At 39.6% G+C, this 14007-nt stretch carries 15 protein-coding genes; 11 read left to right on the top strand and 4 right to left on the bottom strand.

The features are described 5' to 3' along the window. Positions 1 to 8: 8 nt before the first annotated feature. The gene (locus UN64_RS09260; RefSeq protein ID WP_245801993.1) at positions 9 to 794 is read right to left on the bottom strand and encodes an ABC transporter permease; all 786 of its coding nucleotides are present in this window, start codon (positions 792 to 794) and stop codon (positions 9 to 11) included. Between the two features lie 3 nt (positions 795 to 797). Continuing rightward, positions 798 to 1577: an ABC transporter permease gene (locus UN64_RS09255; protein WP_077361967.1), complete on the bottom strand. Its 780-nt coding sequence runs from the start codon at positions 1575 to 1577 to the stop codon at positions 798 to 800. A gap of 94 nt (positions 1578 to 1671) precedes the next feature. On the opposite strand from UN64_RS09255, the gene UN64_RS09250 reads away from it, so the two are divergent. Together UN64_RS09250 and UN64_RS09245 are read left to right on the top strand one after the other, a co-directional pair. After that, a complete protein-coding gene (locus UN64_RS09250; protein ID WP_077361965.1) occupies positions 1672 to 2727 on the top strand; it encodes an EAL domain-containing protein in 1056 nt (351 codons plus the stop codon). Between the two features lie 144 nt (positions 2728 to 2871). Then, the gene (locus tag UN64_RS09245) at positions 2872 to 4962 is read left to right on the top strand and encodes a peptidoglycan D,D-transpeptidase FtsI family protein (RefSeq protein WP_171978846.1); all 2091 of its coding nucleotides are present in this window, start codon (positions 2872 to 2874) and stop codon (positions 4960 to 4962) included. A 291-nt stretch (positions 4963 to 5253) separates the two neighbouring features. Here the strand turns inward: UN64_RS09245 and UN64_RS09235 are convergent, their stop codons facing one another. Then, positions 5254 to 5340, bottom strand: coding sequence for a YjcZ family sporulation protein (locus UN64_RS09235; RefSeq protein WP_077361959.1), 87 nt, complete (start codon positions 5338 to 5340; stop codon positions 5254 to 5256). Between the two features lie 220 nt (positions 5341 to 5560). On the opposite strand from UN64_RS09235, the gene UN64_RS09230 reads away from it, so the two are divergent. The 3 genes from UN64_RS09230 (at position 5561) to UN64_RS09220 (ending at position 9849) form a co-directional block, all read left to right on the top strand. Then, a complete protein-coding gene (locus UN64_RS09230) occupies positions 5561 to 6091 on the top strand; it encodes a copper resistance CopC family protein (RefSeq protein ID WP_077361957.1) in 531 nt (176 codons plus the stop codon). A 183-nt stretch (positions 6092 to 6274) separates the two neighbouring features. After that, complete coding sequence (locus UN64_RS09225) at positions 6275 to 8038, top strand: ABC transporter ATP-binding protein (RefSeq protein ID WP_077361955.1); 1764 nt, start codon at positions 6275 to 6277, stop codon at positions 8036 to 8038. Positions 8039 to 8040: 2 nt separating this feature from the next. Next, on the top strand, positions 8041 to 9849 hold the full coding sequence (locus UN64_RS09220) for an ABC transporter ATP-binding protein (RefSeq protein ID WP_077361953.1): 1809 nt from the start codon (positions 8041 to 8043) through the stop codon (positions 9847 to 9849). 37 nt (positions 9850 to 9886) lie between these two features. Here UN64_RS09220 and UN64_RS09215 read toward each other — a convergent pair whose 3' ends face one another. Continuing rightward, a complete protein-coding gene (locus UN64_RS09215) occupies positions 9887 to 10843 on the bottom strand; it encodes a metal ABC transporter solute-binding protein, Zn/Mn family (protein ID WP_077363687.1) in 957 nt (318 codons plus the stop codon). Between the two features lie 476 nt (positions 10844 to 11319). Between UN64_RS09215 and UN64_RS09210 the strand changes: the two genes are divergently transcribed. From UN64_RS09210 to UN64_RS21490, 6 genes are all read left to right on the top strand, one after another. Next, a complete protein-coding gene (locus UN64_RS09210; protein WP_077361951.1) occupies positions 11320 to 11742 on the top strand; it encodes a CBS domain-containing protein in 423 nt (140 codons plus the stop codon). A gap of 46 nt (positions 11743 to 11788) precedes the next feature. Beyond that, positions 11789 to 12178: a fluoride efflux transporter CrcB gene (gene crcB, locus UN64_RS09205; RefSeq protein WP_077361949.1), complete on the top strand. Its 390-nt coding sequence runs from the start codon at positions 11789 to 11791 to the stop codon at positions 12176 to 12178. Beyond that, positions 12175 to 12522 (top strand): fluoride efflux transporter FluC, encoded by a 348-nt coding sequence (locus UN64_RS09200; RefSeq protein WP_077361947.1) that lies wholly within the window; start codon positions 12175 to 12177, stop codon positions 12520 to 12522. The genes crcB and UN64_RS09200 overlap by 4 nt, the downstream gene beginning before the upstream one ends. 20 nt (positions 12523 to 12542) lie before the next feature. Then, the gene (gene uptA / locus UN64_RS09195; RefSeq protein ID WP_077361945.1) at positions 12543 to 13127 is read left to right on the top strand and encodes an undecaprenyl phosphate transporter UptA; all 585 of its coding nucleotides are present in this window, start codon (positions 12543 to 12545) and stop codon (positions 13125 to 13127) included. Positions 13128 to 13256: 129 nt separating this feature from the next. After that, positions 13257 to 13460, top strand: a complete 204-nt coding sequence (locus UN64_RS09190) for a hypothetical protein (protein ID WP_077361943.1) — start codon at positions 13257 to 13259, stop codon at positions 13458 to 13460. A 228-nt stretch (positions 13461 to 13688) separates the two neighbouring features. Then, the gene (locus tag UN64_RS21490; protein WP_369073178.1) at positions 13689 to 13970 is read left to right on the top strand and encodes a HesB-like (seleno)protein; all 282 of its coding nucleotides are present in this window, start codon (positions 13689 to 13691) and stop codon (positions 13968 to 13970) included. Positions 13971 to 14007 lie beyond the last annotated feature (37 nt).

Genomic DNA, 14007 nt, shown 5'->3' with positions numbered 1-14007 from the left:
GTTCCTCCTTAACTGCCTGTACTGTGGTAGTGCCGAATTCCGAAATGCCAGAAGCGCAGCGATAAGAATAAAAAACCGAGAGCAACTGCTGGCGGCCATGCCAGGTTCCATATGCTGCCGCCTTTATCTAATAAGAATAGGATAGGCGTGTAGTTCATAAACCCGACTGGAATAACGGTGAAGAAAATAATCTTTAACCACCCGGGATAGATATTCATCGGATAGTTTGCTGCGTTAAAGGGTGCATAAAGTGTGAATGTCTGAAAATCCTTTATTCTTTGCGTCCAGAATGCAAAAGTTGCTGTCAGAAGTCCAAGGGAAAAACAGATCACGACACCTGATGCAATAGAAATAGGCAAGTACAGCAGCAACAGAAACATATCAAAACTATCCAGGCTGAGTCCGATAATAGAAATAACAAGAATGATAACACCTTGAGCGGTCCCTCCGATTCGTGAGAGGTCAAGGTTCTTAGTTAAGAGCAGTGAAAGTGGAGAGACTGGGCGAATGAGGAGACTATCAAACTCTCCTTCTACCATATATCTTTCAAAATTATGAATCTCTACACCAAACACTCTATAAAGTGTTATGGCTACTGAAGAAATGCCATAAAGCAAACCTACTTCATAAAGATTCCAGCCTTTCACATCATTAAAACGCTGCAGGATCGCAGCGAGCAGAACGAAATCAACGGCCATGATCAATCCATAGGAAAGCGAGGATACGAGAAAATTCATTTTATATTGCATACGGGAACGCAAACTTCCTGATAACAGCTTCAAATAAAGATTCATAGCTTAACCTCCTTGAATCTCTAATTTTTGGCGTGCTCTTTCTGTAATCCATAGATTTAGCAAAGTTAATACTAAAGCCCAGAAAAGCTGAATCCAGATGACATCATTGGATGCTTTTTCAAGGAAAACCATGACTGGATAATAGATGGCACCTGCAAAAGGCAAGTACTGTGTCAAAGTCGACAAAGGTGCCGGTAGAAAATCGATAGGTACCATCTGTCCGCCAAGGCCAGCCAATAGGGTGAAGTTTACGAAATGTGCCCAGGCGACTTCCGTTGTCCAGCAAGCACTAATTCCTACCAGATAGTGTAAATTAATAGATATAATAATAGCAAGAAGTACTGAAATACATATGAATAGATAGCTTGAAAAATGTTGAGGTACATAAAAGCCAACGGTTAATGCAAACACGAGTCCGATCGGAACCGAACGAAAGAAGAAATTATAAACGAGCCGGCCGGCTTCTTGTGAGGTAACGTACAGAAAAAAGTTTGATGGTCTGGCAAGTTCAAATGAGATAGCTCCGTTTCGGACACCGTTTTGAATATTAAGTCCAGCTGTTAAAAATCCGGAAAGCCAAAGAATGCATTGTGAAGCAGCTATGTAGTATGTCATGTCCATTACATCATAGGGACTGCTTTGTTCTTTTCCTTGCAAAACACCAGCCCAGATTGCAATGAAAACAAAGCCAAAGATTGCACTGGCCGCATTGTTGATGAGATGGGCAACCTTATATTGCAAATTCGTCATAAAGCTTTTTTGTATAAGAATCCAGTAAACCATAAGTCCCCCTTTATAAAGTTGTCATTTTAGAGCGCAGAATTATAAAATAGCAAATTTTACAAAAGTTTGCAATTCTTTTTTTGGAGGTTTTTTTATGTCTTGTTCGCAGTGTCGTCCAGCAGGTGTATTTCCTAGTGAAGGTACATTTCACATCCGGACGGATCATCCTGTACTTTTACAAAGTTTGCAGCAATTTTTAGAATCACATGAATGTAACGCTAGCGTAAACCCAGAAATGGTGTCTGCAGACTATAAAAATCTTCCAAGCTTGCAAACTCTTCTTGAAGGCATGAAGACAGAGTTTAACAAGCAGGCATTACATTCTTTCTTTTGTTCAATAGAAAATGCGTCAGTTGAATCAAATCCATTCAAATCCTGGATACCACTTGGTCATCTTTATGAAAGAATTGCACAACCTGAGCTTCATCAAGTGATTCAGCAGCAATTATTTACGACATATTCTCAGCCGATCATTCATTTAGCATCCAATGAGATTTACGGATACGAATTTCTTCTCCGTCCTTTGGCAGATGGTACTGACTTCAAACCTTATGAACTTTTTCAGATGGCAGAACGATCAGGTCTTCAAGCTCTCTTAGACGGAAAAGCACGTATAGCTTCTATCCAAAATAGTGCAGATGCCGTACCTCCTGGTGTAAAAAGATTCATCAATTTCTTGCCGTCATCTATCTATGATCCAAAACATTGTTTGGCGACGACTTTTAAAGCAGCTACTGAAGCAGGAGTCGATCCACAGGATCTGGTGTTTGAAGTAGTAGAGACTGAAGAGATTGCAGATATCGATCATTTGAAAAATATTCTTGCTGCTTATCAGGAACAGGGGATGAAAGTGGCTCTTGATGATTTAGGAGCAGGACACTCGACACTATCTGTATTAAAGGAACTGCGTCCGGATTATGTAAAGATTGACCGGAAAATCGTTTCGTTCTGTGACGAAGATATAGAAAAACAACAGATGATCAGACAAATTGTGCAGGTGGCAAATGAAATAGGGGCGATCGTTTTAGCAGAAGGTATCGAGAGAAAAGAAGAGGCAGACATTGCTCGTCATTATGGAGTACAGCTTGCACAAGGCTACTATTTCGGTAAACCTGGCCCAACGGAAAAATTTATGATTTTAGCTAAATAAAGCACGCCAAAACCTTATCAAAAAAAGATAAGGTTTTTTTCATGAATATGTTGGAATTTTGTTCAACATCTAGTAATCTATACATAGATGCTTTTGTAATATAATTGTAAAATTAACGGGAAAATTTCCAAAAGGAGCGGAATGATGGTAACGAAAGCGGATCCGGAAAGAAAGAAGAAAAAAACGCAAGTACCCTTTCGTTTAAATGTCTTGTTTTTAATCGTGTTTTTTCTATTTTCCATTCTTATTCTCAGGCTTGGTGTACTCCAGATCGTGAACGGAGAAGAAAAACGATTGGAGTCTGAGGCTGTAGAAGAAGTTATTGCTAGAAAAGAAGCCCCGCGCGGCAAGCTGCTCGACAGCAACTTTCGTGAAGTGGTAGGAAACAAACCATTTTTTTCTCTCACATATACGAAGACAGTAGATACAAAAGCCGATGACACGATGCGTATCGCAAAGTGGCTCGCTAAAAGACTAGATGTAACGAAAGAGCAGGAGAAAAAGATAACAGAACGCGATAAAAAAGATTACTTTATCGCACAACATGATATTAAAGAATTAATGGAAGAACGGCTGAGCAAGAAAGAGAAGAAATTAGATGACAAAGAGCAATACAAAGCGCTTGTTGATAAGATTACTGAGGAAGAAATCGAGAATCTTTCAGCAGAAGATTTAAAAGTTCTAGCATATAAACGTGCAATGGATTCAGGCTATGCATACTCAGCTCAAAGAATTAAAACAAATTTAACGAACGAAGAGGTTTCCATCATATCAGAGAACCTTGGGGATCTGCCAGGTATCGATATCATGGCTGACTCAAAACGAATATATCCTTATGGGGAATCAGCGATATTTGGTGCGGTAAAACAAATTCCTAAAGGCAAAATGGAGTATTTCTCGAGTCTCGGCTATGACAGGAGCGACCAAGTAGGAGTCAGTGGTCTTGAAGTTCAGTATGAACAAGTACTTAGAGGGATGAAGGAGAAGTCTGTTTATCTAACAAACCCTAAAACGGGGCAAACGATTGGAGAACCGAAATCAATCGCTGGTCAGCGTGGAAAAGATATCGTTCTGACGTTGGACATGGAACTTCAATTTAGATTAGAGCGTATTTTAGAAGAAGAAATCTTAAAAGCTAAACCATTGCCAGGCAATGAGTTACTTAAGTCGGCCTATATCGTTATGATTAATCCGAAGACCGGAGAAGTTAAGGGTATAGCTGGTAAAAGATACGAAAATGGTAAATTCATCAACGATGAATACGGTGCATTGTTTAATTCCTATGAAATGGGCTCGACCGTAAAGGGAGCAACCGTATTATCAGGCTTGCAAAAAGGTCTGGTCAGTATGGGAGAACGAATTTACGATACGCCTTACACAAAATATGGTATGAATAAATCATCTTGGAAGAACATGGGAACGATCAATGATTTAGATGCCTTAAGAATGTCTTCGAACGTATATATGTTCAATATCATGGACAGGATGATCGGCCCTGAACATTATACTGATACGTATGCAGAAGCACGCTATATGTATAATCAGTTCGGATTAGGAGTCAAGACGGGAATTGACTTTCCAAATGAAGCAACCGGATATGAAGGAAAACCGCCAGAAGGTGAAATGGGTACCCTTTTTGACTTAGGAATCGGACAGTTCGATACATATACAACGATGCAACTCGTACAATATGTATCAACGATTGCAAATGGCGGATATCGTGTAAAACCTCAGCTAGTTAGAGAAATACGTGAACCTGCTACAGATGAAGATAAAGAAGGAAAATTACTGAAACGATTTGAACCTGTCATCCTGAACAAACTCGATGTTGATGAAAAATATATCAAACGCGTGCAGCAAGGATTCTGGCAAGTAATGCATGCGCCAGGCGGGACGGCAAAAAGTTATTTTGATGATGTTGAAAAGTATCATAACCCTGCAGGGAAAACAGGAACAGCCCAGCGCATTATCAAACACCCTCAAACAGGACAGCTGACAGAAAAACATAACTTAACACTAGTTGGATACGCTCCATTTGAGAACCCTGAGATTGCATTCGCAGTCGTGGTTCCTGAGGGCACACCGCGTAACGGTAACCAGCGAATTAATAAATTTATCGGTCAGCGTGCGTTAGAGGCTTATTGGGAACTAAAGAAAGAATACGGTGAAAACGCGGCTACCGTGAACGGAAATATGGAAAAAGAAAAAGAAGAAGCAGAAGGCTCAGCACAATAATGCTGAGTTTTCCTTTTTATTTAGACAAAAAGCTGTTTTCGTATACATTGTTGCTTTTGAAAGTAGTTGATTTCCACTCCAGGATGCTCGCTTTCCTCGGGGCGTGCGGTGAGCCCACTCGTTGCTTTGCGACATTGAATGGTCTCACCTGTCCCGCTGATCCCGCAGGAGTCTCGCACCTTGCGCTCCAATCAACTTGCAAATGATGAGAATAGAAAAAGCCAAAAGCAACAACCCTTTAAAAAGAGTCAAAAAAAAGCCGGACGAATCCGGCTTTTTTCCTGTTTGCTATTAGCAGAAGCAAGCTGCCCCTACAATAATCAATAGAATAAACAACACTACTACCAACGCAAAAGAATTGCCATGAGCAAAACCCATCGATTTTTCCTCCTTTAATTCTTGCAATTGTTAATTCCATACATTCTATGCCTGTTTTTATTTTCGAAGTGGGCAGGAGCGGAGAATACAGCAAAATAGGCATAAAATGTATGTTTATCACTGAAAATGTCAACGATTTGTAAAGACTGAATACTTGTGAGGGTATTCCATCTTTGTTTAAATGTAGATAGAAAGAAAATTTTTTTACAGGGAGCCAATTATGAAAAAAACGGTCTTAACCTTTCTTTTTTTATTTGTGATTGCATTTAATCTGCCTTTATCCGTATTTGCTCACTCAGATCTTGAGTCTGCGACGCCAGCAAAAGGGGAGAAGGTTACCACAGATCTTGAAGCAGTGGTTTTAACGTTTTCAACTAAAATTGAATCGTTAAGCACCATGAAATTAAAAAATGACAAAGAAGAAATTCCGCTCCAGATTAGTATTGAAGACAATCAAATGACAGGGAAAATGAACAATCGGCTTGAAAACGGTAATTATAAAGTCGAATACAAAATAATTGGAGCAGATGGTCATGTGATCGAGGGGAACTATTCGTTCTCGGTAGATCGGCCGGAACAGGCTCAGCCAAAAGAAGAACCAGAAGAAAATCAGGATAATACAGAACAAATCTTGCCAGAACAAGATAAGAAAGAACAGCCTGGAAATCCAAGCTATTTTGGGCCATTGACGATTGGATTAGTTATTGTAATTGCGATCGTTTCTTTCTTTGCTTTCAGAAGAAAAAGATAAGCAAAAAGCCTCGAATAATTCGGGGCTTTTTTGTATAGGTTAAAAGATTGAAATTAATTAACAAAGTTTATTGTTAACAAATACACTTTTTTAAAAAACTCGAGCAAATGTATAGTTTTTTCTAACTATTCTGGTATATGATGTATATTGTCTTTTATTTTTCAGAAGGGGGAAGGTGAAGATTTGGATACGTTTAAAAGACTAAAAGACTTTTATTGGCCTTATAAAAAATACTTTTACTGGTCGATCCTGACTTTGATTCTCGTCTCGGCCATTACGGTTGTGTATCCGATGGTTCTGCAGTTTACCATCGATGAAATCATTATAAAAGGTGAATACTCATACGTTCCTTATGTGGCAATCGGTTTTATCGTACTAATGGGAATAAAAGGAGCAGCTACATATTGTCATCAATATTTTGGAGATTTGTTTGGCATCAGCTCCGTTTTCCAGCTCCGAGAATCTCTGTATGAGAAGCTTCAATTTTTGCCTTTCAGTTATTATGATAACGCTAAGACGGGAGATCTCATGTCCCGGTTAACTGCAGATGTAGAGGGTTTTCGGTTCTTCCTTTCATTTGGATTTTCACAGCTTATCAATTTCGTTCTAATCATAGCATTCAGTCTTTCCGTTATGTTCTTCTATTCGATCCCGCTGGCAATCATCACACTTTGCATGATGCCGTTCCTCGCAATCGTTGTTTACAAGTTTGATAAAGAAGTACATCCCGCATTCAGGGGAATACGAAAATCAATGGCTAACCTTAACACAAAGGTTCAGGAAAACATAAGTGGAATCAACACGGTTAAGTCATTATCGAGAGAAGATTTTGAGATTAATAAATTCGATACGTCGAATGAAGACTACAAATCTCAGTTTCTGAACACATCACATATTTGGGCGAGATATTTTCCGATCATGGAGCTGATCGGGAACCTGTCAGTTGTTCTTTTGCTCGCGTATGGCGGTTATCTGGTTATCAACGGTGAACTTACTGCTGGAGAACTTGTGGCTTTCTTCAGTCTTGTATGGTACATCATGGGTCCTATTATGAATCTCGGGTTTATCATGAATACGTTCTCACAGTCAAAAGCTTCTGGGGAGCGTCTGCTTGAAGTATTAGATGAACCTCTTGAGTTAGAAGGTGAAGACCGTGATACAGCCATGGTTCGACTGGATGGAGAAGTTGCGTTTGAAAATGTAACTCATCGTTATAAAAATGAAAAAAAGGATGCTTTAAAAGATATTTCTTTTACGGTAAAACAAGGTCACACGATAGGACTGATCGGTGCGACTGGCTCTGGTAAGACGTCCATCACCCAGCTTTTATCCAGATTTTATAAGCCGGAGTCTGGAAGAATTTTAATCGATGGGAAGCCTTTAGAAAAATACTCGCTTAATACGTTAAGAAAAAATATCGGAACTGTCCTTCAGGAGTCATTCCTCTTTTCATCGACGATCAGGGACAATATTTCCTACGGTAATCCTGACGCTGATATGGATGAGATTGTGGATGCTGCCAAACGAGCACAGGCTCACGATTTTATCATGGAACTGCCAGATGGTTATGATACGATCCTTGGGGAGAGAGGACTTGGTCTTTCTGGAGGACAAAAGCAGAGGATTTCCATCGCAAGAGCTATCCTTATCGACCCTGCTATCCTCATTTTAGATGATGCAACAAGTGCGGTTGATATGGAAACTGAGTTTAAGATTCAGCGTGCTTTAAAAGAGGTCATGGATGATCGTACGACTTTTATTATTGCTCATCGAATTTCATCTTTAAAACATGCTGACGAAATATTAGTTCTTCATGAAGGGGCAGTCGTAGAGCGAGGAACTCATGATGAACTTATCCAGAAAGAATCAGGCAACTATCGCAGAATCTATGACATCCAATATCAAGACAGAAATAAAGTGTTTCAAAACAACGGGCAGGGGGTGTAGAAATGGATAAGAGAAAAAAATCAGCCCGTTTCCGTTATTCCTCTGAACAGGTGATCGACAAACCGTTTAACTGGAGTCAGATCATCAGGCTGTTCGGCTATATGAAACCATACAGCAAGAACCTGCTTCCTAAAGCGTTTATAGCGATGATGGTCACCACTGCTGTCAGACTTGCTGTTCCTGTATTCATCGGTGTGCTGACGTTTGATCATGCGATTAAGAACAAGGATACTTCACTTCTTATTACATTAATTATTGCTATATCGGCTCTATATCTCGTTTCATGGGGAGCAAATACACTCCGGATACGATGGATGAATTATTTGGGCCAATATGTGATCTATGATATTCGACAGCATCTTTTCAAACATATTCAGCGTCTGTCTCATCGTTTCTTCGATCAGCGGTCAGCAGGATCGATACTCGTGCGTATCATTAACGATGTTAACTCCCTGCAAGATTTATTTACAAACGGTGTTATTAACGTGCTTATGGATGTAATCATGCTGTTTGGAATCATCGTGATCATGTTTGTTTACAGTCCAGAGCTGACTTTGGCAATAATGGTGATTTTACCGCTAATGTTCTTCATTTCTACAAGCCTAAGAAAGAAAATAAGACGTTCGTGGCAGGTTGTCCGCATTAAGCAGGCAAAGCTGAACTCCCACTTGAACGAAAGTATTCAGGGCATAAGAGTTACAAAGTCTTACACGCAAGAAAAAGAAAACATGAGCTTTTTTAACGGCGTAAATAATGAGACATACGACAGCTGGAAAACGGCAACACAGCAGAATGCCTTGTTCCGTCCATTTGTAGAAATGTCTAACGCGATTGGTACAGCGATATTATTATGGTTTGGAGCATACCTGATCCAAGGTGAAGCTCTGGAAATTGGTGTTTTTGTTACTTTTGCCTTCTATTTAGGCATGTTCTGGGAGCCGATCTCTCGTTTAGGTCAAGTGTATAATCAGCTTTTAGTAGGGATGGCATCATCTGAACGAATCTTTGAATTCTTAGATGAACAGCCTAATGTTCACGAGAAAAAAGGTGCTTTCCAGTTTTCAAGAATTAATGGAGAAATTGAGTTCAAAAATGTTGAATTCTCTTATGATGATAAACGAAAAGCATTAAAAGGAATCGACCTAACCATTGGTGCTGGCCAGACAGTAGCTCTTGTGGGTCATACAGGCTCTGGAAAAACCACGATCGCAAACCTTGTGAGCAGGTTCTACGATCCTACATCAGGTGATGTCTTGATCGATGGGGTGAACCTGAAAGATGCAAGTTTGGGAAGTCTGCGTGAAAAGGTAAGTGTTGTTCTTCAAGATACTTTCATCTTCTCAGGAACGATCATGGAAAATATCCGGTTCGGCAGACCTGGTGCGACAGATGAAGAAGTCCAGAACGCTTCAAAAGCGGTAGGTGCACATGCCTTTATCGAAAAACTTTCGAATGGTTATGAAACCGAGGTTGAAGAGCGAGGGAATGTTTTATCAGTAGGAGAGAGGCAGCTGCTTTCCTTTGCACGTGCTTTACTCGCTGACCCTGATATTCTAATTCTGGATGAAGCGACTGCAAGTATTGATACAGAATCTGAACAAAAAATCCAAACGGCTCTAAAGACTTTGCTGAATGGAAGAACAGCAATCATAATCGCGCACAGACTTTCCACAATCAGGGAAGCGGATAACATCGTTGTCTTGGATCATGGAGAAATCATTGAGCAAGGGAATCATAACACACTCATGGATGATGAAGGAGTCTACTATCACCTCGTAGTATCCCAATTTAAAATGCTTGATGCGATATAAAAAACGCCTGGGAAATGATTCCCGGGCGTTTTGCTAATTATTGAAGCGCTTTTGATAGTGTATTAATATTTTCTTTCATGATGGATAGATAATCACGGTCTTTCTTTATATCATCTTTGGTTAGTGTTTCTAGATTGTGCAGCGTCAATGTTTTGGCTCCGACTTCTTTATTGATCATCTCAGCCACTTTGTTATTAACATTTTCTTCGAATAAGATATAACGGATCTGGTCTTTCTTAGCGCTTTGAATGATTTTTTCGATCTGATGCTGACTCGGTTCATGAGATGGTGAAAGTCCGCTGATCGCAATCTGCTCTAAATGATAACGCTCAGCCCAATATCCATAAGCTGCGTGAGATACGATAAAAGAGTTCTTAGGAGCTTCTTCAACTTTACTCTTAAATGAGGCATCCAATTCTTTTAAATCCTTAATCAATGCATCATGATTCTTTTTGAAATCATCTTTTGCGTCAGGTTTGATTTTCACTAGACCTATATAGATATTTTCCGCCATTTTTTGAGCGAGAACCGGGTCTAGCCAAATATGAGGGTCCTGTGTGCCATGTTCGTGATGCTCTTCTTCCCCGTGAGATTCTTCATCTTCATCATGTGCACCTTCTTCTTCATGCTCTTCCATGTGTGCAAGTTCAACATCCTTAGCTGCATCTACAATTGGCACATTTTCTTCTTTTAACGTATCCGCAACTGAAGAAGAGAACTCATCGGATTCCATCTTGTTGTAAACAAACGCATCGCCTTCTGTGATCTCTACCATTTTCTTAGTCGAGGGCTCATACGTATGTGCATCTGCTCCTGGTGGTATAATGGACGAAACCTCAACATGCTTTCCGCCAATTCTTTCTGTAAAATATTCTAAAGGATACATCGTTGTATATATATTTAATGTTCCATCATTTTTATCGGCACTTTTGTTCCCGCAAGCGGCTGTTGCAATCAAAACAAAAATCATGCCTATCAAGCCAAGTCTTTTCATCGGTTTTTCTCTCCTTTCAAACAATCCTTTATTATTATAAACGGAATCATTACGATTTGCAAAAAAAATTAAGAATCTATTTGCAAATTTATTTTTAAAGGATTTCTTCTCTTGAGAGATTTTGTCTAAATTCTTCATTGAATAGTTAATAGAAGCGAAAGGCCGAGACTCCTTCAGGATGAGTGGGACAGGTGAGACCACTCAATGTCGCGAGGCGACGAGATGGCTCACTGCACACCCTAAGGAAAGCGAGTTCTGTAACAGAAATTAACCTCTTACAAAAGCATCAATGTTTTACAAAAAAAGCCTTTTTAAAAGCCTTGCACAAAGAATCCGTTGAATGTAAGAGAAGAATTTAAAATAAGACAATGGTTTAATAAAGCAGACCAAGTTCCTTTTTGATATAATGAAGTAGGTGTTAGAAAAAGCGTTTAAATAAGCGTGAATCATGCTTAAAAAGGAGAGCGCGTACCAACATGAATATTGCTTTTTATTTGTTGCCGAAAGATGAAGTGAAGTACTTGAACCCTGAAGCAACTATGAGGCAGGCATTAGAGAAGTTATCTTATCACAAGTATACTTCAGTGCCGCTTGTATCAGAAGAAGGACGCTATATTGGAACGCTGACTGAAGGCGATCTTCTATGGAAGCTTAGGGAAGCATTCGAAAAAGGTTATGATGAAGTTTTAAAGACAAAGTTAACTGATGTGCCGCAGCGTATAAATAACATATCTGTATCAATCAACTCAAATATGGAAGACCTTATTACTTTGTCTACTGACCAGAACTTTATTCCTGTTACCGATGATGATGGTCATTTCATCGGTATCATAAGAAGAAGAGATATCATCAAGTATTGTTCAAATTTAATTTGGAAAAAAGAACTGACAAAAGATTAAGGCATGTGTCTTAATCTTTTTGTACATACAGGAGGAATTTTATAGGGTGAAAATCGCAGCTATAGCAGCCGGTGGTATGATTGGAGCTGTTCTCCGGTTTTGGATCGGTATTCTTCTTTATCAGCCCCATGCGCAATTTCCATTCCCCACCTTGATGATAAATCTCATCGGCAGTTTTATTCTAGGATGGTTCATTGTTCACGGATCTCAGCTGGTAAAAAATAAAACACTCGTCTTAGGGATCCAAACCGGATTTTTAGGATCTTTTACTACATTTTCAACCTTTAATGCAGAGATTGTTCTGCTTATAGATCATGGACTTTATTCGGTAGCTATCCAGTATTTCTTGATTAGTGCTGCAATGGGTATTGGAGCGGTGCTGCTTGGGATGAAATACGGTTCAGTACTTCTAAGGAAAGAAGGTGCTGAACAATGATTTTAAGCTCTATTGCTGTTGCTGCCGGTGGTGCAGCAGGAGCACTCGCTCGATACTTTGTGAGTCAGCGATTAAATAGAGAATTTCCTTGGGGAACGTTTTATGTTAATATTTTCGGATCGTTCTTGTTAGGCTGGTATGTTACAAATGAAGGGCGGGACATACTAGATTCACTGTACGCAGCCGGTTTTCTAGGAGCTCTCACGACATTCTCGACACTTCAGTTTGAGATTGTTACCCTTTATAAAAAAGATAAAAGAAAAGTTCTTCTTTATTTAGTTCTGACATACACATTAGGATTGATAGCTGCTTGGACAGGCTTTTTGGCAGCAGCAAAAATATAAGTAGAGGTTAAGGAGATACAATGAAGGAATTAGTGATTTCACTGCTTGAATGGATTATGAGTTTAGGTCATTTAGGAATTGCACTTGGATTAATGATTGAGGTCATTCCGAGTGAACTTGTTCTGTCTTACGGCGGGTACATGGTTGCCAAAGGACATCTGAATTTCACCTTGGCTGTTATTGCCGGAACAATTGGCGGAACACTGGCACAGCTGTTCTTATATTGGATGGGCTATTATGGAGGACGGCCATTTTTAGAAAAGTACGGTAGGTATATTCTAATCTCTAAAAAGCAAATTGACCTTTCAGAAAAATGGTTCAATAAATATGGTACTGGTGTTATCTTCTTTGCTCGATTTATTCCGGTTGTAAGACATGCGATCAGTATTCCAGCCGGCATTGCAAAAATGTCATTTGCGAAGTTCACCTTATTTACAACACTTGCCGTTATTCCATGGTCGATCTTTTTTATCGAATTAGGAAGCAGACTTGGAAGCAACTGGGAAGACATCAAAACAATCGCTGCCCCATACACAAGAGGAATTATGATCGCAGCAGTCGTGATCATCTTCCTGTTTATCTTGTATAAAGTGAAAAAGAAATAAGAATATGATATTGAATGAGCCCGCTTAATAAAAGCGGGTTTTATTTTGTTTAAAGGACATATTCTAAGCAAATTCGTCCAAATCATATATATCCCTACTGCGAAAAAATTTCTAAAGGAGGGAAGGGATATGGATACTTTTATTAAAAATTATCATGAAACCTATAATGCAGCAAAAGTAAACGAACTTTTGTTGCGGATTAAAGCTCATAATGAAAGATCAAATATGACAGCAAAAGTCTCGGAAGCGATGCGGAACTGCGGTTTTAACAGCGGCGACATCGAGCAGGTGCTCAAACAGCTGAGGGGGGACAGTCCCGGGGACAGACCCTAGTCAAATACACTTTAGCTTATTTTGTTTGTTTGGGGCGGACATTCGCGACCAAGGCTCATAAATCTACACGAAGACTCATAAAAAAGAACACTGCCGCTTCACATTAGGAACTTCCACTAATGAGAGCGGCTTTTCCTGATTATTTGAATGAAATTCCCGCTTAGGACAAGCATTTTCTTCACGATTTAGGCAAAAATACGATATACTACACATGAAGAGGTGATGGTTGTGGAAATTACATTAAGCGCAAAAAAGTATATTGAAGAAGTGCTTGAAATGAATAACGCAAACGGAATCCGAGTTTATTTCGCAGGTATGGGCTGAGGAGGTCCAAAGCTTGGCCTGGCTCTGGATGAGCCGGAAAACTCAGATGTTATAGAAGAAATTAACGGAATTCGTGTTGCCTTTGACCAGAGAATTAAAGATCAGACAACTGCATTAAAACTTGATTTTGAAGATTCTCAGCAAGGTTCTGGATTAATAATGGTCGGGCAGGATGAATGCTGCTAAAAACAAAAACCGCTGTCAGGTACTACGCCTGACAGCG

Origin of the sequence: Fictibacillus arsenicus (assembly GCF_001999465.1) — a bacterium.
GTDB classification, from domain to species: Bacteria; Bacillota; Bacilli; order Bacillales; family Fictibacillaceae; genus Fictibacillus; species Fictibacillus arsenicus.
Note: the sequence above shows the minus strand (reverse complement) of the source record. Positions and strands in the feature narration are given on the sequence as shown.

Excerpts from the sequence above, each read along its gene's own strand:
- UN64_RS09210 (WP_077361951.1), top strand. The coding sequence starts at position 11,320 with ATGAATATTGCTTTTTATTTGTTGCCGAAAGATGAAGTGAAGTACTTG.
- uptA (WP_077361945.1), top strand. The coding sequence starts at position 12,543 with ATGAAGGAATTAGTGATTTCACTGCTTGAATGGATTATGAGTTTAGGT.
- UN64_RS09220 (WP_077361953.1), top strand. The coding sequence starts at position 8,041 with ATGGATAAGAGAAAAAAATCAGCCCGTTTCCGTTATTCCTCTGAACAG.
- UN64_RS09190 (WP_077361943.1), top strand. The coding sequence starts at position 13,257 with ATGGATACTTTTATTAAAAATTATCATGAAACCTATAATGCAGCAAAA.
- UN64_RS09260 (WP_245801993.1), bottom strand. The coding sequence starts at position 794 with ATGAATCTTTATTTGAAGCTGTTATCAGGAAGTTTGCGTTCCCGTATG.
- UN64_RS09235 (WP_077361959.1), bottom strand. The coding sequence starts at position 5,340 with ATGGGTTTTGCTCATGGCAATTCTTTTGCGTTGGTAGTAGTGTTGTTT.
- UN64_RS09230 (WP_077361957.1), top strand. The coding sequence starts at position 5,561 with ATGAAAAAAACGGTCTTAACCTTTCTTTTTTTATTTGTGATTGCATTT.
- UN64_RS09245 (WP_171978846.1), top strand. The coding sequence starts at position 2,872 with ATGGTAACGAAAGCGGATCCGGAAAGAAAGAAGAAAAAAACGCAAGTA.
- UN64_RS09255 (WP_077361967.1), bottom strand. The coding sequence starts at position 1,577 with ATGGTTTACTGGATTCTTATACAAAAAAGCTTTATGACGAATTTGCAA.
- UN64_RS09200 (WP_077361947.1), top strand. The coding sequence starts at position 12,175 with ATGATTTTAAGCTCTATTGCTGTTGCTGCCGGTGGTGCAGCAGGAGCA.
- UN64_RS09250 (WP_077361965.1), top strand. The coding sequence starts at position 1,672 with ATGTCTTGTTCGCAGTGTCGTCCAGCAGGTGTATTTCCTAGTGAAGGT.
- UN64_RS09215 (WP_077363687.1), bottom strand. The coding sequence starts at position 10,843 with ATGAAAAGACTTGGCTTGATAGGCATGATTTTTGTTTTGATTGCAACA.